Consider the following 22,928-nt stretch of genomic DNA (forward strand, 5'->3'; position numbering starts at 1 on the left):
GTCAAAAGATCGCCCGAGCGCGGACCGAGCCTGCGGCAGCTCCTACAGATACCGTGGTTTACCGAGACTGCGCCTGCTCCACCAACCAGCTCATCAATTCACGTAATTTCGGCGAAGGTCCTGGTTTTTCGGGGAACACCAGGTAATACGCCAGCCCCGTCGTCACCTTCAATTCGAATGGCATGACCAGCCGCCCGGCGTTCAGGTCATCGCCAATCAGCGACCAATCACCAATCGCTACCCCCGTTCCCTGGGACGCCATCGACATTGCCAGGTCCAGTGTTTCGAAGTGCTGGCCCTTGCCGACATTGGTCAAATGCACATCCGCGGCTTTCAACCAGGCCTTCCAGTCCCGTTCATCGCGGGTTGGGTGCAGCAACAGGTGTTGTTGCAGATCGGCTGGTATCTGCAGGGGCATGGGGCCTTCGAGCATCGGTCTGGAACACACAGGCGTGAGTTGTTCGTCGAAGAGTTTTTGCGACATCAATGAATCGTCCGGCGGTGCGCCGTACATCACCGCTGCATCGAACTGCTCGCGATGAAAATCCACACCGTGCTTGACCGTGGTGGTCAGCTCCACCGGTACGTCCGGGCGTTCCCGTTGCCATTGCAACAGACGCGGCAGCAACCAGCGCATGACGCAGGTCGGGGCCTTGAGTTGCAGGGTTTCGCGCTTCTCGCCGATCTGTTCAACCGCCTCATCGATCAGGCCGAAAATCTGCTGCACCCGTGGCAGCCATTCCCGTCCCTCGGCTGTCAGGTCCAGGCCTCGGGCCAGGCGGATGAACAGTTCATAACCCAGATGATCTTCCAGCCCGGCGATCTGTCGACTCACCGCGCCTTGGGTGATGTGCAGTTGCTCGGCGGCCCGGGTGAAGTTGCAGCACTGCGCGGTAATCAGAAAAGTGTGCAGCGCCGGCAGGGGAGGCAGTCGTTTCATTGGGATCCAAGGTATGACGTGAGGACATGGCTAGTATGACTTTTTATCCATTGTTGCGGCTACCTGTCGCCCGTTCCAATGAGGCCATTCCCGGGCCTGCGAATCCATCATAAACACAGCGCACGCCCGGCGTCTCAAACGAACAAAAAGGGCAAAGACATGGCGACGTGCGGCGAAGTATTGGTCAAGTTACTCGAAAACTACGGGGTCGAGCAGGTGTTCGGCATTCCGGGGGTGCATACCGTGGAGCTGTATCGCGGGCTGGCCCGTTCGAGCATCAACCACGTCACGCCGCGCCATGAACAGGGCGCCGGCTTCATGGCCGACGGCTACGCCCGCACCAGCGGCAAACCGGGTGTGTGCTTCATCATCACCGGCCCTGGCATGACCAACATCACCACCGCCATGGGCCAGGCCTACGCCGATTCGATCCCGATGCTGGTGATCTCCAGCGTGCAATCGCGCAGCCAGTTGGGCGGTGGTCGCGGCAAGCTGCATGAGCTGCCGAACCAGGGCGCACTGTGTGCCGGTGTGGCGGCGTTCTCCCACACCCTGATGTCGGCTTCCGAGCTGCCGGGCGTGTTGGCTCGTGCCTTTGCGCTGTTCCAGGCTGGCCGTCCGCGTCCAGTGCACATCGAAATTCCGCTGGATGTGTTGGTCGAAGAAGCCGACGACTTGCTCGCCAGCCTGCCGGTCAATATCGACCGAGCCGGTGCTTCGCCGAGCGCCGTGTCGTGCATGACCGATTTGCTGGCCGGCGCCAAGCGTCCGCTGATTCTCGCCGGTGGCGGCGCCATCGACGCGGCCGTCGAGCTGACTGAGCTGGCCGAACTGCTGGACGCACCGGTCGCCCTGACTATCAATGCCAAGGGCATGCTCGCCTCCGGCCACCCGTTGCTGATCGGCTCGACCCAGAGCCTGGTCGCTACCCGTGCGCTGGTCGCCGAGGCCGATGTGGTCCTGGCCATCGGCACCGAACTGGCCGAGACCGACTACGACGTGACCTTCGCCGGCGGTTTCGAAATTCCTGGCAAGTTGCTGCGCGTCGACATCGACCCGGACCAGACCGTGCGCAACTACCCGCCGCACGTGGCACTGGTGGCCGACTCGCGCAACGCCGCCCAGGCTTTGCTCAGCGCCTTGTCGCACAAGTCCCTGGCCGAGCGCCGCAACGATTGGGGGCAAGTACGCGCCGCCCGTCTGCGTGAAGACCTGGCCGCGACCTGGGACGCACCGACCCTGGCTCAGACCCGTTTTCTCGAAACCGTTCTGCATGAATTGCCGAACGCGGTATTCGTCGGCGACTCAACGCAACCGGTGTACACCGGCAACCTGACGTTCAACCCGGAGCGCCCGCGTCGCTGGTTCAACTCGTCCACCGGTTACGGCACCCTCGGTTACGCCTTGCCGGCAGCGATTGGCGCCTGGCTGGGTGGCAGCGTTGAAGGTGGCGCGCGTCCTCCTGTGGTGTGCCTGATCGGCGACGGTGGCCTGCAATTCACCCTGCCGGAATTGGCCAGCGCCGTTGAAGCGCGCACTCCAGTGATCGTGCTGCTGTGGAATAACCAGGGCTACGAAGAGATCAAGAAATACATGGTCAACCGTGCCATCGAGCCGGTCGGCGTGGACATCTACACCCCGGACTTCATCGGTGTGGCCAAGGCATTGGGTTGCGCGGCGCAAGCGATCAGCAGTGTCGAGCAATTGCGTGGCGCATTGCGTATGGCCACCGATCGCCAGGGCCCGACCCTGATTGAAATCGACCAGGCCGAGTGGATGCAGGCGGTGTCGAAATGAGCTTCCCGACTACCCTGGATGGCCTGTACATCAACGGCCAATGGTCGGCCGGCAACGAACACCTGCGCGTGATCAACCCGGCGACCGAAGCCCTGTTGACCACCGTGAATGGCGGCGACGAGCGTGCGGTTGATCAAGCCGTGAGCGCGGCGACCCAGGCGTTCGCCGTCTGGTCGAAAACCACAGGCGCCGAACGCGGCGCGATCCTGCGCAAAATCGCCGTGGGCGTGCAGGCCAACCGTGAAAAGCTGATGCACTTGCAGTCGAGCAACAACGGCAAGCCGCAATTCGAAGCCGCGATCGACGTCGATGACGTGATCGCCACGTTCGAGTATTACGCCGGTCTGGCCGAAGGGCTGGACGCGAAACAGGACAGCGTCATCGAGCTGCCGACCGACGATTTCAGCGCTCGCCTGCGCCGCGAGCCGTGCGGTGTGGTCGGCCTGATCGTGCCGTGGAATTTCCCGATGGTCACCACTGCGTGGAAACTCGCCCCGGCCCTGGCCGCCGGTTGCTGCGTGGTGCTCAAGCCTTCGGAAGTGACGCCGCTGCCGGAGCTGGAACTGGCGGCGATCATCGCTGAAACCGGGTTGCCTGCGGGCGTGTTCAACCTGGTGTGCGGCACTGGCCGGGCGGTTGGCGCGCCCCTGTCGGCTGACTCGCGCATCGCGAAAATATCCTTCACCGGCAGCAATGCGGTCGGCGTGCAGGTCATGCAACGTGCGGCGGAAACCGTTAAAGGCGTGAGCCTGGAACTGGGCGGTAAATCTTCGCTGCTGGTACTGGCCGATGCCGATCTCGACCTGGCGGTGGAAGTGGCCTGTGGCGGTGGTTTCTTCAACGCCGGGCAGATGTGCTCCGCCACCAGCCGCGTGCTGGTCGCCGATGAACTGGCCGATGAATTCCTGACTCGTGTGAAGGCCCGTGCCGAAGCGATTCGCGTGGCCGACCCGTTCGACCCGAACGTGGAAATGGGCGCCCTGGTCAATCAGGCGCAATACCAGCGCGTGCTCGGTCACATCGACCGTGGTTTGAGTGCCGGCGCCAAGCTGGTTTGCGGTGGCAATCGCCCGGCCGACCTGCCGCGCGGATATTTTTTGCAGCCGACGGTGTTCACCGAAGTGCCCCTCGACAGTGCGCTGTGGTGTGAAGAGATTTTCGGCCCGGTGATCTGCGTGCGCAGTTTCGCCTCTGAAGCCGAGGCGATTGACCTGGCCAACGACAGCCAGTTTGGTCTGGTCGCCAGTGTGGTGACGCGCGATGCACAGACCGCTGACCGCGTCGCCAACGCTTTGCAGGCGGGGCTTGTGTGGATCAACGCGCCACAGGTGATCTTCCCGCAGACCGCCTGGGGCGGCTACAAGCAGAGCAGCATCGGCCGCGAATTGGGGCCGTGGGGCTTGCAGGCTTTCCAGGAAATCAAACACGTGATCCGGGCAGTCTGACGCCAATCACTGTAGGAGCGAGCCTGCTCGCGATGGACGTCAACGATGACGTGGGTCGCCTGAATGTACGCGGTGCCTTTGCACCCATCGCGAGCAGGCTCGCTCCTACAAGAGGCATGCGCTGGCGTCATGGCTTCAATGAGTTTTTATCGATAGTCAGGTGTTTTACACGACCTCAGGATGAACTTGCTGGCTCAGCCAAGCCCCCGAAAATACGAGGGATAACGCTGGTCCGGTCGCGCGGATGCAACAGTTTCGACCTGCCTTATACCTACAAAAACAAAGGGAGTCCGTAATGGGCGAGCATGATCTGAACAGACGTCAATTCATCAAGACCGTGGGCGTAGCCTCGGTTGCAGCGGCAGCCATGAGCATGCCGTTCATCAAGGCCAATGCCAGCGACACACGTTTTGCCGGCAAGACCCTGCGTTTGCTGACCTGGTCCGATGACACGGGCCTGGCCGCACTGCGCAACATCGCCGCGACCTTCGAAGACAAGTACGGCTGCAAGGTCATCGCTGACCGCACCGGCAGTACCTCGGAAATGGTCGCCAAGCTCAAGGCCGGCGGTGATCGTCCGCAGTACGACATCATCACCCTGGCAGGCGTCGGCGCCGAAGGTCTGGCCGCCGCCAACCTGCTGGAAAAACCCGACCTCAACCGCATTCCCAACCTCGTCGATGTACCGGAGAAATACCGCACCGGCGCCAATGGCCACGGTATCGGTTATCTGCTGTGGTGCAACAGCCTGGTCTACAGCACCCGCACCCAGAAACAAGCGCCGGACAGTTACGCGGCCCTGTGGGACCCAGAACTGGCACCAAACATCTTCCTGCCGCCGCCGAACTGGACCGAGGCCATGGACCTGATCATCATCGCCGCCAAACTGGCCGGTGGTGACGAACACAACATTGAACCTGGCTTCAAGAAACTCGCCGAGCTGAAGGATCGTGTGGTGACCCTGGGTGAAAACCCGAACCAGATTGCCGAACTGTTCCGCACCGGTTCCCTGGACATGGGCGGGCTGTACGCCCCCGCGTTCTTCCCGAAGCAGATCCGCGATCCGAACTACGGCCTGGGCGCCACGTTCGGCATGAAGGAAGGTTTCTACACCGACCTGATGCTGTCGGTGATGCCGAAGAACCGTCCGGGCGATACCGACATGGCCTATGCCTTCATCAACCACTCTCTGGACCCGCTGGTGCAGGGCAAGATGGCTGAAGACATCTACAACGGCCCGGTCAACGCCAAGGCGATCATCTCCGCCGAAGCACGCAAGAGCCCGTACATCCTCACGCCGGAGCAGATTGCCGAGAAGGCGATCATGCACGACAACGCCTTCCTGGCGACTGTGCATGACCAGTGGATTCGTCGTTACACGGAAATCTTTTCTTCCTGATCGAGTGACGTACACAGGATCTTCAAACACTGAAGATCCCCTGTGGGAGCGAGCTTGCTCGCGATAGCGGAGTGTCAGTCGTTTGTCAGCTGCTTTCCATTGACGAGACCCTTTGCTATGGAACACCAACCTCTGACTCATCCGCTGAGTGCCGCCCCAGTGCGCGCCGCTCGGGGTGTTTCGCCAACGACGCGCGCCTGGCTTTTCCTCTCGCCGTCGATGCTGTTTCTTGGCGTACTGATTGCCGCGAGCCTCCTGGTACTGCGCATGAGCGTGGGCACCAAAGGCGCGGAATGGTCCGGGTTCAGCCTGGCCAGTTACGCCCAGTTGCTGGAACCCTATTACCTCAAGTCGCTGATGCTGACCCTGCGCCTGGCGCTGATCAGCGCGGTGATCGCAGTGATCCTGGCGATCCCGGTGGCCTACACCATGTCACGCCTGACTTCGCCATTCGTGCGGCGGATCTTCCTGGCGGCAGTGTTGCTGCCCTTGCTGGTCAACCTGTTGCTGCAAAGCTACGGCTGGCTGGTGATCCTCGGCCCCGGTGGCATGCTCAACCAGGCACTGATGGGCCTGGGCCTGATCAAGCGCCCGATCATGCTGTTGTACAACCAGAACGGCGTGTTGATGGGCCTGGTGCAAACCGCCTTCCCGCTGGCCGTGTTGCCGATTGCCAGCGCCATGCGCGGCGTCGCCCGCAGCTACGAAGAAGCTGCCGCTACCCTGGGTGCGAGTCGCTTCCAGGTGTTCCGCCAGGTGGTATTGCCGATGAGTCTGCCAGGGATCATTACCGGTGCGACCCTGGTATTTGCCTACAACGCCAGCAGTTTCGTGGTGCCCTTGCTGCTCGGTGGCCGGCGCGTGCCGATGCTGGCGGTGATGGTGCATGACCAGATCGCCCCGCTGATGAACTGGCCCGCCGCATCCGCTGCCGGTGTGGTGCTGATCGTCACCACCCTCGCGATCATGACCCTGTCCGAATACATCACTGGCCGTCGTCGGCGCATGCTGGAGGCTTCGCAATGAGTACCCTGATCAAGAAGCGCCAGTCGCTGTTGCCGGGTGATACCGGCAAGTTTGCCGGCATCCTCTCGGGCTTCATCCTGCTGTTGGCGGTGCTACCGATCCTGACCATGATCGTGATGTCGTTCAGCGGCGCGTCGAACCTCGACTTCCCGCCAAGCAGCTACAGCCTGCAATGGTACAAGGCCGCCTGGCACACCTTCGTGTCGCCGGATGCCAGCGATGTGCTGAGCCTGGGCAAAGCCATGAGCACCAGCCTGATGGTGGCGTGCCTGACCATGGTCTTCGCCACGATCATCGCGGTGCCGGCGTCTTACGCGCTGACCCGTTGCGAGTTCCGTGGCAAAGCCGTGGCGCTGCAATTGATGTCGTTGCCCCTGGTGTTCCCGATGGTGGTATTGGGGCTGGCGTTGCTGCTGGTGTTCGACAGCCTGCCGTTTCAGATGACCACCTCGCGACTGGTGATTGCCCACGTGATCCTCGCGTTGCCGTTCGTGGTGAAGAACTGCACGGCAGCGATGCTCTCCATCGGCAGCGAAGTCGAAGAGGCCGCGCAAATGCTCGGCGCTTCACCGCTGCGAGCTATTGTCGATGTGGTGGTGCCGTTGATGAAGTCGGGGATCCTGGCGGGCATGCTGCTGGCGTTCATCGTCTCGTTCAACGAATTCACCGTGACCTACTTCCTCTACACCATCGATGTGATGACCGTGCCGATCTGGATGTACAGCCGCACCGTGTCTTCGCTCGACCCAACCGTATTTTCGTTTGCCGTGCTGATCGTGCTGATCGACTTCGTCCTGATCTGGGCGCTGGAGAAGCTGGTTGGTGAAGGTGGCGTTTCGTTCTGATTTCTTGAGGTGATTCACATGTCTGGTCTGATTCTGGAAAACGTCGAGAAACATTACGGCTCGGCCTGCGCGGTAACGGATGTGAACCTGCATTTGCCCGAGGGCAAACTGGTGTGTTTCCTCGGCCCTTCGGGCTGCGGCAAAACCACCTTGCTGCGCATGATTGCCGGCCTTGAAACCCTGACCGGCGGCGAAATCCGCCTGGACGGTGAAGACATCGGCAACACCCCGGCGCACCTGCGCAATTTCGGCATGGTGTTCCAGTCCCTGGCGTTGTTCCCGCACATGACCGTGGGTGAGAACATCGCTTATCCGCTGAAACTGCGCGGGGTCAGCAAGGCCGATCAGCAGGCGCGAGTGGTGGAGTTGCTGGAGCTGATCCAGTTGCAGCAAATGATTGATCGTCCGGTGGCCAAACTGTCCGGTGGCCAACGCCAGCGTGTGGCAATTGCCCGGGCGATTGCCAATCACCCGAAAATCCTCCTGCTCGACGAGCCGTTGTCGGCGCTGGACGCCAAGCTGCGCGAGTCGATGCAGGTGGAAATCCGTCAACTGCAACAGCGCCTGAACATCACCACCATCATGGTGACCCACGACCAGCGTGAAGCCATGACCATGGCCGATATCGTGGTCGTACTGGGTGAGCACAAGGTGCAGCAGGTGGGCACACCGATCGAGATCTACCGCCACCCGGCCAACGAGTTCGTCGCGGATTTCATCGGCTCGGGCAACATCTTCCCGGCCACGGTGCTGGGTAATGGCAAAGTCAGCTTGCCAGGCGGCGATGCGCTGCAAGTACCGATCTGCAGCAGCATTGTGGCTGGCGAAAAGGTGAAGATGCTGATTCGCCCGGAAGACCTGCAACTGTCAGCACCCCAGGCGACCGCGGGCAACCGCTTGCTGGGCAAGGTGACGTTCGTGCGCGATATCGGCGCGACCATCGAGACCACGGTGGAGTGTTCCGGGGTGTCGTTTACTGCGCTGAGCACGCCGTGCCAGGGCTTTGGCCTGAGCGTTGGGCATCCGGTGTCGGTGACCTTGCCGGTGGAGGCTTGCCGGGTGCTTGGCGCCTGATCCGGATTTGATGTTGTTTGTGCTGGCCTCATCGTCGGAACGCCGCCCGGACCAAGCTCGCTCCCACACTGGATCGGTGTACACCAGAACCCTGTGGGAGCGAGCTTGCTCGCGATGGGGCCGTTACTGCTTGCAAAGAATCAAGCTCAGACCGTCAACCGCAACCGCGCCAGATCCCTTAACGGCGGCGCCCCGAACAACCGGCTGTACTCCCGGCTGAACTGCGACGGACTTTCATACCCGACCCGATACCCCGCCGCCGAAGCTTCCAGCCCTTCGGCCAGCATCAACCGCCGCGCTTCCTGCAGGCGCAGCTGCTTCTGATACTGCAACGGACTCATCGCCGTCATCGCCTTGAAGCGGTGATGCAGGGTCGACACGCTCAGGTTCACTTCCTTGGCCAGATCATCAATGCGCAACGGCTGTTCAAAATTGCCGTTGAGCCATTTGATCGCCTGGCTGATGCGATGGCTCTGACTGTTGGCGATGGCGATTTCGTACAGCCGATGCCCCTGCTTGCTGCGCAACAGGCGATAGAGAATCTCCCTGCGAATCAGCGGCGCGAGCATGGCGATGTCTTTTGGCGTGTCCAGCAACCGTGCCAGGCGCAGCACGGCGTCGAGCATCGCGGTGTCGAGTTTTTCGACATACAGCCCGCGCCCGGTTGGCCGGGTGGGCACGCCGAGGGGGCCGGCGTCGGCGATCAGTGCGGTGATTTCCGTCGGGTCGATGTCCAGGCGCAGGGCCAGGATCGGTTCCTCAGGCGAGACATCCACCACCCGTCCACTGAGCGGCATCGAGACCGAGACCACCAGGTAGTTCAACGGGTCGTAATTGAAGTATTCATCGGCCAGCCGAACTTCCTTGCGCCCCTGGGCCATGATGCACAGCGCCGGTTGCGCCAGCCCCGGGGCGAACTCGTGGGACTGGCTGTGGCGTGACATGAACAGCGAGCCGATGGCCGTGGCATAACTGCCATCTTCGGCGGTGTTGCGGCGAATGATCGCCGCCAGTTCCGCACGTTGCTTTTCCATGTCGGTGTCCAGCGGGGCTTGAAAGTGATCGAACGACGACATGCGAGGCATCCTCGGCAAGGCATGAGTAATGGGCAGAGCATAAGTTTGTGCAAGCCGCAGCGGTAGACACATCCTGTCAGATGCTTGCCTGATTCTGCTCGGGGTTGGTTTCGTTCCCAAACACGGCCAACGCACAGGCGCGCTTCAACTAACGCCGATAACCCCGTAGGAGCTGCCGAAGGCTGCGATCTTTTGATTCTATAGATGAGCGTCTAAAAGATCGCAGCCTTCGGCAGCTCCTACACAAAACTCGTATGGCAGAACCGTGACAGGGTTTTACCGTTTGTTACAGGCTGTCCATGCAGTTTCGCAGGATTGTGCAACGCACCGGCAGGAATCGACTAACGAGACAGGCGTCGCGGCCCTTAACCTTTGATCCTGTCGCAGCCCGTCCCCCGGCTGCCACGCGACTCCCCGGGAGGGTTGAACATGTCCACGCAGATCCCCGTCAGTCATATGGCCTTCGTTCGAGCGCGCGCCGGGCGTTCGGCGGAACTCGGTGTGCGCCTCAGCGCCCTGATCGAACCGTCCCGCGCAGCGCCAGGCTGCCTGAGCTTTGCCTTGCAGCATTCGCAATGCGATCCGGAATTGTGGCTGGTGTCCGGTTTCTGGAGCAATCAACAGGCCATGACCGCGTACTTCAGCACGCCGGCGATGGAGATTTTTGCCGAGCTGGTGCAGGAGCTGGTGGTCAACAGTCTGGATTTCCACACCTTCAAGGATGTCTCGGTGGCGCAGGCCTTGCGGCAGTCCGCAGTGGCGGTACACAAACTGGCCGGTTGAGGGTTTAATGACGGCATTCTCAACCAGCCAGGATTCGCGACATGGCACGTAAAGCCTTTGATCACTTCGAAGCTGTTTCCGCTGTAGTACCGGGCGAGGGTGGTTACCACGCCGCTATCGCCGTCAAAGCGCTGGGCGGTGCCGGCGCCCCGCGCTTTCACAAAGTGCTGGAAGGCCAGATCTTCAAGACCGCTCACGAGGCCGATGATGCGGCCGCCAAGGAACTGACCCGCCTCAAGGACGTCAAGGAAAACACCGACCTGCTCTGGTGATTCTCACCGCCCCGGGCGGTACATCTTGAACAACGCCTCAGGCCCCAGCTGGAAATAATCCGCTGGCCCGCCGCCGCGCAGAATCGGTTCTGCCGCGGCGGTGTCGTATATCCCATCCTTCAACAGCCACTTGGCGATATGCACGGCGACCACTTCGCCGAGGATCAGCCAGCTGGGCACTACATTGCCGTCCGCCCGTTGCAATTGGATGATCTGCGTGACCTTGCACTCGAAGGACACCGGGCTCTCGGCCACCCGTGGCACCTGAATGACCTTCGAGGCAACGGTCGTCAGGCCGGCCAATTCGAATTCGTTGACTTCAGGCCCGACCATGGCGCAGCTCTGGTTCATCTGCTCGGCCAGCGGCCGGGTGGCCAGGTTCCAGGCGAACTCGCCGGTTTGCTCGATGTTGTTCAGGCTGTCTTTGCGCCCGATGCTGGAGAAACCAATGATCGGCGGAATGTAGTTGAAGGCGTTGAAGAAGCTGTAGGGCGCCAGGTTCAAGCGGCCCTCGGCATTCTGTGAAGAGATCCAGCCGATGGGGCGCGGGCCGACGATGGCGTTGAACGGATCGTGGGGCAGGCCGTGGCCGTTGGCGGGTTCGTAGAAGTGGATGTCGTCGGGCATGGAGTAATTCCAGGGCGTAGTTCGGGTGGCGTTCATAGTGCAAGGATGAACCGCTGAATTCCAGTCGACTCTACCCTCTGTAGGAGCGAGCTTGCTCGCGATGGTGTATCAGATAAGTTGGTGCCGACTGACACTCCATCGCGAGCAGGCTCGCTCCCACAAGGGGTTATGTTGATTCAATAAAAAGGGGCAGACCCCGGTGAGATCTGCCCCTTTTCCTTGAGGCTTGATTTAGTCCGTGACGATCCGTGAATGCTTGCGGGTGTCTTTCATGGTGACGTACACCAGTAACGACACGGCAATACATGCGGTCACGTACCAGTAGTAACCCGTCTCCATACCGATGCTCTTGAACCACAGCGCGATGTATTCAGCGGTGCCGCCGAAGATCGAAACGGTCAGTGCGTACGGCAGGCCCACGCCCAGGGCGCGGATTTCGGTCGGGAACAGTTCGGCTTTCACCACGGCATTGATCGAGGTGTAGCCACTGACGATGATCAGTGCCGCCATGATCAGGAAGAACGCGCCCCACCAGGTCTGGATGGTGTGCAGGGTGGTGAGGATCGGCACGGTGAACAGGGTTCCCAGGATACCGAAGGCAATCAGGATCGGCCGGCGACCGATTTTATCCGACAGCCCGCCGATGACCGGTTGCAGGCACATGAACAGGAACAGTGTGGCGGCGGAAATGGTGGTGGAGTCGGAAATGCTCATGCCGACGGTGTTCACCAGGTATTTCTGCATGTACGTGGTGTAGGTGTAGAACGCCAGGGTGCCGCCCATGGTCAGGCCGACCACGGTCATCAGTTCCTTGGGGTGACGCATCAAGGTGCGCATCGCGCTTTCCTTGGCTTTTTCTTTCTTGGTGAAGGACTCGGTTTCTTCCATGCCACGACGCAGGTACAGCGCCACAACGGCACACAGCGCGCCGATGGCGAACGGGATGCGCCAGCCCCAGGCGTAGAGCTCCTCGGTGGTCAGGAAGTTCTGCAGGACAATCAGCACCGCCAAAGCGATGAGCTGGCCGGAGATCAGGGTCACGTACTGGAAGCTGGAGTAGAAACCGCGACGCTCCTTGGTCGCCATCTCGCTGAGGTAGGTGGCGGAGGTGCCGTATTCGCCACCCACCGACAGGCCTTGCAGCAAGCGCGCGAACACCAGCAGGATCGGCGCGCCGATTCCGATGACTTCATAGCTCGGGCTCAGGGCGATCAGCAGTGAGCCGAAGCACATCAGGTACACCGAGGCCATCAGGGCCTTTTTGCGCCCGACCTTGTCGGCATACAGCCCCATCAGCCAGCCACCGATCGGACGCATCAGGAAGCCCACGGCGAAGATCGCGGCGGTGTTGAGCAGTTGGGCGGTGGTGTCGCCTTTGGGGAAGAAGGTCTTGGCGAAGTACAGGGAGAAGGCGGCGTAGACGTACCAGTCGTACCACTCGACCATGTTGCCGACGGAACCGCTGAAAATCGATTTGATGCGGCTGGACGTGGTTCTTTCTTTGGCCGGCAGGGCAGCCGACCCAAGCGGCAGGGAGTTGGAGTTATCCATTGAAGGATCCTTCATTTAATTGTTTTTGTGGAGCGCGAATAAACGCAGCCTGCAGGGGCTATAGCAGGAGCTGTGCCAAAGGGAAGAGGGCCGGTTTAGAGGGGGGAAGGCGTTTTTGTGAGCGGAAATCCGCTTATCCGTGGTGGGCGACGAGCGGAAAATTGCTTATCGGGAGGGGGTGTATTGCCTTTGCCGGCCCCATCGCGAGCAAGCTCGCTCCCACAATGCTCGGCGTACACAGATCTACTGTGGGAGCGAGCTTGCTCGCGATGGGGCCAGGACAGGCACTGCAGAAACTCAGCTGTCCTGCAAAAACATCTCCCGGCTCAACCCATGCCGCTGCATCTTTTCATTGAAGGTCCGGCGCGGCAGTTGCAGTTCTTCGAGCACCGCTTTCACATCGCCCTTGTGCCGGGTCAGTGCGGCACGCAGGCATTGCGCTTCGAACGCTTCCTGCTGCGCCGCCAGTGACTGGCCGGGCTCGATGCCCAATGGCTCCGGCTCACCCAACCCCAATACCTGACGCTCGGCGACGTTCGCCAGTTCGCGCACATTGCCCGGCCAGTCGTGGCTCAGCAGGTGACTCAACTGTGCGCCGCTCAACGGTGGAAATTTACGTCCCAGCCGTTCGGCGGCGTTTTGGGCAAAGGATTCGAACAGCAAGGGTATGTCTTCCCGGCGTTCGCGCAAGGGTGGCAGGCGTAGTTCTGCGACGTTCAAACGATAGGCCAGGTCTTCGCGAAAACGTCCGGCCCGCGCTTCGTCGAGCAGGTCCGGTTTGGTCGCGGCGATGATGCGCAGATCCACGCGGATGCTCTGGTTCGAACCCAGTCGTTCAAGCTTTTGCTCTTGCAACACCCGCAGCAATTTCACTTGTTGGGCCAGGGGCATGCTTTCGATTTCATCGAGAAACAGCGTGCCGCCGTCGGCGTACTCCAGTTTGCCAATGCGCTTGCCGGACGCTCCGGTGAACGCGCCGCTCTCGTGGCCGAACAGCTCGGCCTCGAACAATTGCTCGGGGATGGCCGCGCAGTTGAGTGCGACAAAGGGCTTGTCGGCCCGCGGTCCGAAGTCGTGCAGGCAGCGGGCGACCAGTTCCTTGCCGCTGCCGGTTTCACCGCGGATCAATACGTTGACCGGCAGCGCCGCCAGATCGAGAACCTGCCGACGCAGGTTTTGCAGGCCACGGGACACGCCGAGCAACGTGGCATCCAGCTTGGCACGGTTGTCCGCCTGTTCGTGCAGCGCGCGGTTTTCCAGCACCAGCCGGCGCTTGTCGAGGGCGCGGCGCAGGCTGCCGAGCAGGGTTTCCGGGCTGAAGGGCTTTTCGAGGAAATCGTAGGCACCGTCGCGCATGGCCTCGACGGCCATCGGCACATCGCCGTGGCCGGTCAACAGGATCACCGGCAAATCGGCATCCCGGCGTTGCACCTCGGCCAGCAGTTCCAGGCCGGTCATGCCGGGCATGCGCACATCGCTGAGAATCACCCCGGCAAAATGCCTGGGCAATTGCGCCAGGCATTCATCGGCGCGGCTGAACAGCTGCACCTCGAAACCCGACAGGCTCAACCATTGCTCGACGGCACTGCGGATGCTGCTTTCGTCGTCGACCACGATCACTGAGTTCAGCATGCTTCATGCACCTCCAGGTCGATGGGCAAGGTCAGGGTAAACACGGCACCTTTGTCATGATTGCCGGCACTCAGGCGCCCGCCGGATTCGTGAACGATGGCAAACGATACGGCCAAACCGATCCCCAGGCCTTCGCCCACCGGTTTGGTGGTGAAGAACGGATCGAAGACCTTGGACAGGTTCTCTTCGGCGATACCGCCACCATTGTCGATCACGCTCAGGCGCCACAATTGCTCGTCGGCTTCGAGGCGGATTTCCAGGCGTTTGCAGGGTTTGTCCTGCATCGCATCGAGGGCGTTGCGCAGCAGATTGATCAGCACCTGCTCCAGGCGAATCGCATCGCCACGCACCCAGGCCGGGCGGGTCAGGTGCAGCACAGTGCTGACCTGTTCGTCGCGCAGCCGGGTGTCGAGCAGTTGCAGCGACTGGTCCACCACCGCCGCCAGGTCCAGGCGTTCGCGCAAACCGCTGGGGCTTTTGCGGGCGAAGGTTTTCAGGTGGCCGGTGAGGGCGGCCATGCGCGTGAGCATTTCATCCACCGGTTTGAGCGCCTTGTAGGCGTCGTCGACGCGGCCGTGGTCGAGTAGCAGGCGCAAGGTTGCCAACTGCATGCGCTGGGCGGTGAGTGGCTGGTTGATTTCATGGGCGAGGGCGGCGGACATCTGCCCCAGCGCCGCGAGTTTGGCCGATTGCACCAGGCCTTCCTGGGCGGTGCGCAGGTCGCGGGTGCGTTCTTCTACCAGTCGTTCGAGTTCTTCGCGACTGCGCTGGCGCATTTTCGCCAGGCGCCAGCGCTGGTTGAGAAACAGCAACAGGAACACCAGGGTCAGCCACAACCCGGCCGCGGCAAGCGCGGCGTTGCGGCTGTCTTCGAAGGCGACCTGCGGGCGACGCAGCAGGTGCAGGGTCCAGCCCTCGGTGCTCAGCGGCAGGGATTCCCACAAGTAATCGGCCTTGCCGTCCGGGCCATCGACCCGAGTCAGGTCACTGTTATCGTCGAAGCGCCGCAACGACTCAAACGTCAGTGGGGTCAGGGGCTGCTTGTCGTATTGGCGGGTGGTCTTGAGTTCGGCATGATCGCTGTCGCTCAGCGGCTTGAGCAGGCGATAGCGCCAGCCTGGCTGATTGGCGATGAAAATGATCCCGCGTGCGTCGCTGACCAGCAGCGTGTCGCTGCCCTGACGCCACTCCCGCTCCAGTTCGGGAAACTCCAGTTTCACCACCATGGCGCCGAGGAACTGGCCGCCATCATCGCTGACCGCGCTGGAGAGGAAGTAACCGGGAATCCCGCTGGTCACGCCCACGGCATAAAAGCGTCCGGTGCCTTGGGTGCGGGTCTGGTTGAAATAAGGGCGGAAACCGTAGTTGTGACCGACATAGCTGCTGGGCAAACGCCAGTTGCTCGCCGCGATGGCGAGGCCGCTGCGGTCGAGCAATTCCAGGGTCGAGGATTCGGCGGCGCCATTGATCTTTTCCAGTTTGCGGTTCAACGCATCCTGCTGCTCTGGGCTCACCGCCCCCTTGAGCGCCGAGCGCAGTTCCGGGTCCAGCGCCAGCACGGCGGGCAGGGCGCGGTAACGTTCGATCAGGGTATGCAGGGACGTGGCGTACAGCGCCAATTGCTGATTGGCACGGGCCGCGTCTTCGACCATTGACTGGCGCACGGCGTGGCGCATGGCCAGCGTGGCGACGATGGCGGCGCCGGCGATGATCAATAGGGTGTAGAGCGCCAGGCGCAGGGATCTGGAGGTCGGGAGCATGCAATGAACAACAGGCGAAAATGGGGGAAAGCACCATAGCATGTGAACGGTGATCCACACTCACCGAAACGCCTGCGCCAATGTTTCCCCCTTGGCTCAAATCACCAGCGTGTTCTTTCGCCGCTGCACGGGTGGCGGATCAAACAAGTCGTTCTCATCGAACGCAATGGTGTACCAGGTGCGATAGCGTTGTTCCCGGCGCAACGGTTTTTGTTCCGGCGGATTGCCCTGCAACATTTTTTTCGCCAGCACGGTGTGTGTCGGCCGGCCGGCGGCGTCGTAGAACTGCTGGTCGTGGTAACCCGATTCGCGGATCGAAGCGTCATTGATGTAGCGGTAGGCGCTGGCGAAGTAGGGGCGATAGATCCGCACGGTTTCGCCTTTGTTGTTGTACTCGACCCGTTCGCTGACCCGCCAGCGTCGGGCCGCCTGTTCTTCCCTGGGCCGGCCGTTTTCGTCGGGTTCCAGTTCGCCTTTGTCGTTCACTACCCAGGCCAGGCCCGGTTCGACCTCTTGCTTGGTTTGCAGGGAGCGTCCGAAGCCGTCCCAGCAGGCGATGACCGCGCGGATTTGCAGCTCCGGGTCGCCGGGGTAGCGGTCGGCCTGCAGGGTGACGACATGCACCGGTTCGCGATGAGCGTCGTCGAGGTATTGCTGGAGTTGCCGCTCGTTCGCCGAAGGATTCTGCAAGCCTTCGAGGTGCACGCGAGCCCGGCTGCAAAGGTGGCAGTCGGGCAATACAAAACCTTCGGCCTGGGCCCAGGTCAACCAGGGCGCGGGCGCTGCCGGTGGCACTTTACCCATCCAGCTGAAGGGCGCAGAGAACGTGGCCGTGGCGTAATTGCCGATGGCTTTGTTCTTGTCGGCGATAGCGCCGGCCGGGGTGCGGTCTTCCGGTGGCTGGTAACCGCTGAGCGGATCGAAACCGACCTCGACGCCCAGTTCCGTGCCATGGAAGCTGGTCACCAGCACTTCGCCGAAGGCGTTGTAGCGGGCTTCCCAGGTGTTTTGATTGGGGTCGATGATGCCTGCGGGCAGGAACGATCGGTAGTCGATATCGAGGATGCTTGTAGTGCAGCCATCCGGCAGGGTGACGGCGGTGCTCAGGCACCAGTACTCGTCATACGCTACGCAAGTGATGCCATGGCTCTTGGTTTGCTGGAATTGTTCGACGTTAAAGAACCCTGCCAAACCGTGGTAAGTAGGGAAGCTTTTGCGTACGGACCACAGGTAGTTCCTGGCATCGGTCGGGTCTTCGGGTTCACCCTGCACAGCGTCTGGCAAGAACAGATCCATGATGTGGTAACCGACTTCTGGCGATTCGAGTTTCTCCTTGAGGTTGAACGGCATGTCGCCATTTTCGTCCTTGAGCTTGTCGTAGGCGCTCAGGGCGGTGGCGTCCAGTTCGGCGGTTTCCAGGTAGTCGGGCAGGGCGGTGAAGATCAGGTTATCCGGCTCCAGTAATTTGCCTGTGGCCGGATCCTGATAGCGTTGCAGCGACAAACCGGTCAGCACCGCCTTGGCTGCCCAGGCTCCTTCGTCATCGGCCCGGTCAAGGAAGTTTTCGTGGTTGATGTCGACTGGTTTGAGTTCATCCTTTTCCAGGACCAGCGCATTGGCGCGCTGACGATAGGGCAGGCCCAGACGCCAGCCGTCAGGGGCTTCCAAATACCGATACTCGGCTTTGGCCTCGGTCAGATACCAACATTGTTGTGCTGCGTCGTGGGCGTCCAGCCACCATTTGTTTTCGTAGTCTTCATCGCTCTCATCGCCGGGCTGATCGACGCGCAAGGGTGGGCTGTCCTTGTCTGTTTTGCGCCGGGCGTAGTGCACGACAAAACCGTGGGTCAGGCTGCCGAATTTGTCCCACGCCAGATTGAGGGTGTGCTGCACCAAGGGATCGTCAGCCAGCTGCGGTTCGTATTGGTAGGCAATGCTTTCCAGTGCCAGTGACTGCAACACGGCATAGGGGTGATTCTTGCCTTTGGGGCGCAATTGGCGAATGAGAAAGCGGTTCTCCTGCACGGTATAGGGCACGGCCGTTTCGGGATCGTCGTCGGCGGCAAACACCTCCGCGCGCAACACTGAACCGCTGAGGGTGCGGGCCATCTCACGGGCGAGGTCTTCATCAGGACTGATCACGCGTCCCGCTGCGTCGCTGAGGTGATACTCGTGCAGCAGCGTCGTGCGCAGCGGCTCTGCGTTCGTGTCACCGTCGTAGTAACCGTCGTCGCGCATGTCGATGGCGCGGCCGGTATGGAACCAGGTTTTACTCAGAATCGGCGCAGTGAAACCCGGGTTGGAACGCTCCACGGCCGAAGCCTCGGTATCGGTTTGCAACAGCAGGCCGAAACCCCGGAACTCACGTTCGAAACTGTCGTAAAAACCCCGGCGATAGCTGAAGCCCTGGGTCAGTCGATTGCCGGTGATTTCATCGAGCTGGGTCTGCTGGCTCACCAGGTGCATGGCGAACGGCAGATGAGACACCGGGGCTTTGCCGGCGGCGATCAGCTCGGCTTTTTCGTCCAGCCATTCCTGGGCCGAGCTGCGGTAACTCACTCCCGTCACGGCCCCCATGTTGTTGTGGCTGGCATTCACCAGATACGGCTTGGCGCTGACAAAATCGTAGCGCCAGTGTCGGGGTTCCATGTGTGGCACGGTCAGGATCAGGCTGGAACATCCCAGCCCCTGCAGGTCGGCGATGCTCACCTGGCAGAAGCGGTCGTAACGCACGCCTTGCGGCCATGGCATTTTCACATAGTCCTCTTCGAAGCCTTCGCCGCCATGATTCATGTAGATCCGGAAACCGTCCGACTCCAGGTAGATCAGGTCAACCGCGCCCGAGCCGTCCAGGTCCGCCAGCCGCACGCGCGACGAATCGAACTCGGCATATTTGAAATTCAGCTCGCAAAGGACGAAACCTTTGCCGAATTTTCCATGGCCCAGATTCGGCCAGCATTTGACTTCGTTGTGGCGGATGCGGATCAAATGTTGTGTCGCGCTGCCCAGTGGATCGCTGAAAGCCACCAGTTCGGTCTGGGTACTGCTCAACAGGGGAAGCGAGTCGTCGTCATGAGGGACGTTGTTCCCATGGCTGAACCCGACTGCACGACGGCTTGAATACAGCCGCACGCTACGCGGGCCGATCAAGGCCAGATCGGTCAGACCGTCACCCACCAGATCCGCCAACTGCGCCATGGGATGAAAAAACTCCGTGGGGAACGCAGCATAGGCCACGAAGTTCGACCAGGTTCGGTCGGGATTGAGGGTGAAGAACCCGGACAGGCCGGGGCGGGCGATTACCCAGTCGAGCTTGCCGTCGCCGGTCAGGTCGCTGAGGGACTGGCGAATCGGTTTGCTGCTGTCGGCAACGGGAATGCCGGGCAAGCGCTCCCAGTCGCCATAACTTACGTCGTTGCCACCACTGTCGGCGCGCCACGGTTCGCGGTAATACCAGGCCTTGTCGCTGCTGAACAGTACGCCGGGCATGCCCTCGCCATACAAGTCCACCAGTTGATAACGCTGACCGTCATTGAGCCCCGGCATCTCGGGGAACTCGCTATAACCCTCGCGCGTGGGATCAAGTTCAAACGGGTTGTAGAAAAACTCCATGGGCGGGCGACTTTCCATCTGGCCCTGATTGTCATATGCCTGGATGTGCGCGGCAGTCAGATGGTTGTAACCCAGCGGACTCTCGCGGTGCTCAAGCAGCAGGCGCTGGACCAGCACCGGGTCTTTACCCAGTTCTTCGGTGAATTGATGGAACATCAGGACCTGACGGCACAGGCGCCGGGAACCCAATTCAAACCCGTAGGCGTAATTCCAGAAAGGATCCTTGCGCGGTGCCCCCCACTCGCCGCGCTCTATGCCGGGGAGGTCGTAAATCGGTACTTGCGTCAGGTCGGCACTGCGTTCGCCGTAATCGAATAGCAGGTGGAAATGCCAGGCCACGTCTTTCCAGCCATCGACTTTCCATGCATACAGGTTGGCGTTGGCCTGGGCATTTCCGTACAAGACCCGACGCAGGTAACGCTGGCTGCGGTAGTCGCGGAACTGCGGAGCAGCCGGCTCCTCGACTTCCGCCTGGTACAGGTACACCACATGTTCACCGCGCAGGTTCAGGCTTTCATCGATCAGCCACACACCAACATGGGTTTTGTCTTGTGGATCGGCCCGGCGTGATGCCTCGGTTTTTCCGTAGCAATGCAGGCTGCCATCGGCGCCGTGGATCAGCCAGAAGCCGGCCGGGTTGTCAGCATCGTCATCTTTGGTCCAGTGTTCGATCAGATCGAAAGCGCCTTCGACCCGGGGCCAGTAGCGCACGACATGGTGCATGCCAATCTGAACGCCGTTGTACCCGGACACCGTTTTGGAGATCAGTTTGCCGTCGTCACTTTTCTCGGGCATCCACACGTCGCCGCCGGGGCCGACCACCTGATCGTTGCCGTCGTACTTCGGCACGCCCTTGGTAGTGCGCAGCGTGATCGCGTTGGTGGTCAGCCGCCAGCCGATGCCGAATGGACTGTTGCCGACATCGCTGCTGTAACCCAGACCCAGGGTCGGAACCAGATCGCGGTTGGGTGCCTTGCTGATCGGCAGCGGCAACTCCAGCGACGCGGCACCGCTGGTACCCACCGCGCCCCAGCCCTTGCCGATGCTCTGGATGGCGCCGCCGCCTTTGGGGAGGGCGGGGGCGTTGATGTCGAGGGTGCCCTGCTGTTCAGTCGCCATGGAAGTGTCCGCCGTGACAGAGAATGCATCGAGTGCCTTCAAGCTATCAGCGAGGCTGGCGGCTGTAACCTGTCAGATCTGACAGGTCAACCCGGTATTTTTAGAACAAACGGTTCGCTTGTCTCGGTCTTTGATTACTTTTTTTCATGCGTAAAAAAACCGGTCTGCCGTTGCCGACAGACCGGTTCTTACTGTGCGATGTCAGTGCTTACTGCACTTCCACCGCCAGGCTTTCACTGATCTTTTGCTGCCAGATGGCAGGACCTGTGATGTGTACCGATTCGCCCTTGCTGTCGACCGCAACGGTCACAGGCATGTCTTTCACGTCGAACTCGTAGATCGCTTCCATGCCCAGTTCGGCGAAAGCGACAACGCGGGACTTCTTGATCGCTTGCGCCACCAGGTAAGCCGCGCCGCCGACTGCCATCAGATAAACGGCCTTGTGGTCCTTGATCGCTTCGATCGCAGTAGGGCCGCGCTCGGACTTGCCGATCATGCCCAGCAAACCGGTCTGCTCGAGGATCTGACGGGTGAACTTGTCCATCCGCGTCGCGGTGGTAGGACCGGCCGGGCCAACCACTTCGTCACCGACCGGATCGACCGGGCCGACGTAGTAGATGAAGCGACCCTTGAGGTCCACCGGCAGGGTTTCACCCTTGTTCAGCATCTCGACCATGCGCTTGTGCGCAGCGTCGCGACCGGTGAGCATCTTGCCGTTGAGCAGGACGGTTTCGCCCGGCTTCCAGCTCTGCACTTCTTCCGGGGTCAGGGTATCGAGATTGACACGACGGGCCGACGGGCCGGCTTCCCAGACGATTTCCGGGTAGGCGTCCAAAGGTGGCGCTTCCTGGGCAACCGGGCCGGAACCGTCGAGCACAAAGTGCGTGTGACGGGTGGCGGCGCAGTTCGGGATCATGCACACCGGCAGCGAAGCGGCGTGGGTCGGGTAGTCCATGATCTTCACGTCGAGCACGGTGGTCAGGCCGCCGAGGCCCTGGGCACCGATGCCCAGCTGGTTGACCTTCTCGAACAGCTCCAGGCGCATTTCTTCAATGCGGTTCTGCGGGCCACGGGCTTTCAGCTCGTGAATGTCGATGGATTCCATCAACACTTCCTTGGCCATGACCGCGGCTTTCTCGGCGGTGCCGCCGATGCCGATGCCGAGCATGCCCGGTGGGCACCAGCCGGCGCCCATTTCCGGGACGGTTTTCAGCACCCAGTCGACGATCGAGTCGGACGGGTTGAGCATGGCCATCTTCGACTTGTTCTCGGAACCGCCGCCCTTGGCCGCCACGTCCACTTCCACGGTGTTACCCGGAACGATGGAGTAGTGGATGACGGCCGGGGTGTTGTCCTTGGTGTTCTTGCGAGCGCCCGCCGGGTCGGCGAGGATCGAAGCACGCAGGACGTTTTCCGGCAAGTTGTAGGCGCGACGTACGCCCTCGTTGATCATGTCGTCCAGGCTCATGGTGGCGCCATCCCAGCGCACGTCCATGCCGACACGCACGAACACGGTAACGATACCGGTGTCCTGGCAGATCGGGCGGTGGCCGGTGGCGCACATGCGCGAGTTGATCAGGATCTGTGCCATCGAGTCACGGGCCGCTGGCGATTCTTCGCGCAGGTAGGCCTCGTGCATCGCCTGGATGAAATCCACGGGGTGGTAATAGGAAATGAACTGCAGGGCGTCGGCAACGCTCTGAATCAGGTCGTCTTGCTTGATCACGGTCATGAGTCGCGCTCCTCTAAAAGACGGGAACATTCAATAAGGTGCTTGCAGCTTGGGTGTATCGGTCGGTTGCAAGCACCTTTCAAGGCACGCCGGGCAAGCTGGCGCGACGCTAAAAAGGCGCGGCAGTATACCGCGCCTCGTTGAGCGGCACACGCGCCAGTGGTCAAACCTTGGTCTCATTGTCGTGATCGATCCCTGTAGGAGCTGCCGCAGGCTGCGATCTTTTGATTTTGTTTTT

The 22,928-nt window shown here is 61.2% G+C and carries 16 protein-coding genes; 8 read left to right on the top strand and 8 right to left on the bottom strand.

The genetic code is table 11. From position 1 onward, the window contains the following. Window positions 1-58: 58 nt before the first annotated feature. Window positions 59-940 (bottom strand): LysR substrate-binding domain-containing protein, encoded by an 882-nt coding sequence (locus AC1DXW_RS29135; RefSeq protein WP_477752665.1) that lies wholly within the window; start codon window positions 938-940, stop codon window positions 59-61. A gap of 159 nt (window positions 941-1,099) precedes the next feature. Between AC1DXW_RS29135 and AC1DXW_RS29140 the strand changes: the two genes are divergently transcribed. From AC1DXW_RS29140 to AC1DXW_RS29165, 6 genes are all read left to right on the top strand, one after another. Next, window positions 1,100-2,737: a 5-guanidino-2-oxopentanoate decarboxylase gene (locus tag AC1DXW_RS29140; protein WP_477752664.1), complete on the top strand. Its 1,638-nt coding sequence runs from the start codon at window positions 1,100-1,102 to the stop codon at window positions 2,735-2,737. Continuing rightward, window positions 2,734-4,182: an aldehyde dehydrogenase family protein gene (locus AC1DXW_RS29145; protein ID WP_477752663.1), complete on the top strand. Its 1,449-nt coding sequence runs from the start codon at window positions 2,734-2,736 to the stop codon at window positions 4,180-4,182. Before AC1DXW_RS29140 ends, AC1DXW_RS29145 begins: the two co-directional genes overlap by 4 nt. A gap of 295 nt (window positions 4,183-4,477) precedes the next feature. After that, window positions 4,478-5,581 carry an ABC transporter substrate-binding protein gene (locus AC1DXW_RS29150; RefSeq protein WP_007986100.1) on the top strand — a complete coding sequence of 368 codons (1,104 nt, stop codon included), beginning with the start codon at window positions 4,478-4,480 and terminating at the stop codon, window positions 5,579-5,581. 117 nt (window positions 5,582-5,698) lie between these two features. Continuing rightward, a complete protein-coding gene (locus AC1DXW_RS29155) occupies window positions 5,699-6,607 on the top strand; it encodes an ABC transporter permease (protein WP_477756383.1) in 909 nt (302 codons plus the stop codon). After that, window positions 6,604-7,452, top strand: a complete 849-nt coding sequence (locus AC1DXW_RS29160) for an ABC transporter permease (protein ID WP_477756382.1) — start codon at window positions 6,604-6,606, stop codon at window positions 7,450-7,452. The genes AC1DXW_RS29155 and AC1DXW_RS29160 overlap by 4 nt, the downstream gene beginning before the upstream one ends. 18 nt (window positions 7,453-7,470) lie before the next feature. Further along, window positions 7,471-8,526, top strand: coding sequence for an ABC transporter ATP-binding protein (locus AC1DXW_RS29165; RefSeq protein WP_477756381.1), 1,056 nt, complete (start codon window positions 7,471-7,473; stop codon window positions 8,524-8,526). A 146-nt stretch (window positions 8,527-8,672) separates the two neighbouring features. On the opposite strand, the gene AC1DXW_RS29170 is transcribed toward AC1DXW_RS29165, so the two are convergent. Then, window positions 8,673-9,602 (bottom strand): AraC family transcriptional regulator, encoded by a 930-nt coding sequence (locus tag AC1DXW_RS29170; RefSeq protein WP_477756380.1) that lies wholly within the window; start codon window positions 9,600-9,602, stop codon window positions 8,673-8,675. 429 nt (window positions 9,603-10,031) lie between these two features. On the opposite strand from AC1DXW_RS29170, the gene AC1DXW_RS29175 reads away from it, so the two are divergent. Together AC1DXW_RS29175 and AC1DXW_RS29180 are read left to right on the top strand one after the other, a co-directional pair. After that, the gene (locus AC1DXW_RS29175) at window positions 10,032-10,385 is read left to right on the top strand and encodes a putative quinol monooxygenase (protein WP_477756519.1); all 354 of its coding nucleotides are present in this window, start codon (window positions 10,032-10,034) and stop codon (window positions 10,383-10,385) included. Between the two features lie 41 nt (window positions 10,386-10,426). Beyond that, complete coding sequence (locus AC1DXW_RS29180) at window positions 10,427-10,657, top strand: hypothetical protein (protein ID WP_223532182.1); 231 nt, start codon at window positions 10,427-10,429, stop codon at window positions 10,655-10,657. A 3-nt stretch (window positions 10,658-10,660) separates the two neighbouring features. Here the strand turns inward: AC1DXW_RS29180 and AC1DXW_RS29185 are convergent, their stop codons facing one another. The 6 genes from AC1DXW_RS29185 to AC1DXW_RS29210 form a co-directional block, all read right to left on the bottom strand. After that, a complete protein-coding gene (locus tag AC1DXW_RS29185; RefSeq protein ID WP_477756520.1) occupies window positions 10,661-11,284 on the bottom strand; it encodes a flavin reductase family protein in 624 nt (207 codons plus the stop codon). Between the two features lie 231 nt (window positions 11,285-11,515). After that, the gene (locus AC1DXW_RS29190) at window positions 11,516-12,835 is read right to left on the bottom strand and encodes an MFS transporter (RefSeq protein WP_477756521.1); all 1,320 of its coding nucleotides are present in this window, start codon (window positions 12,833-12,835) and stop codon (window positions 11,516-11,518) included. A gap of 297 nt (window positions 12,836-13,132) precedes the next feature. After that, a complete protein-coding gene (locus AC1DXW_RS29195; protein ID WP_223460049.1) occupies window positions 13,133-14,467 on the bottom strand; it encodes a sigma-54-dependent transcriptional regulator in 1,335 nt (444 codons plus the stop codon). Continuing rightward, window positions 14,461-16,227, bottom strand: coding sequence for a sensor histidine kinase (locus tag AC1DXW_RS29200; RefSeq protein ID WP_477752563.1), 1,767 nt, complete (start codon window positions 16,225-16,227; stop codon window positions 14,461-14,463). The genes AC1DXW_RS29195 and AC1DXW_RS29200 overlap by 7 nt, the downstream gene beginning before the upstream one ends. 96 nt (window positions 16,228-16,323) lie before the next feature. Continuing rightward, the gene (locus AC1DXW_RS29205) at window positions 16,324-20,958 is read right to left on the bottom strand and encodes a SpvB/TcaC N-terminal domain-containing protein (protein ID WP_477760792.1); all 4,635 of its coding nucleotides are present in this window, start codon (window positions 20,956-20,958) and stop codon (window positions 16,324-16,326) included. A 208-nt stretch (window positions 20,959-21,166) separates the two neighbouring features. Next, complete coding sequence (locus tag AC1DXW_RS29210; RefSeq protein WP_477760793.1) at window positions 21,167-22,690, bottom strand: fumarate hydratase; 1,524 nt, start codon at window positions 22,688-22,690, stop codon at window positions 21,167-21,169. Between the last annotated feature and the right edge of the window lie 238 nt (window positions 22,691-22,928).

It is taken from the genome of Pseudomonas sp. P4_C4, assembly GCF_056402055.1.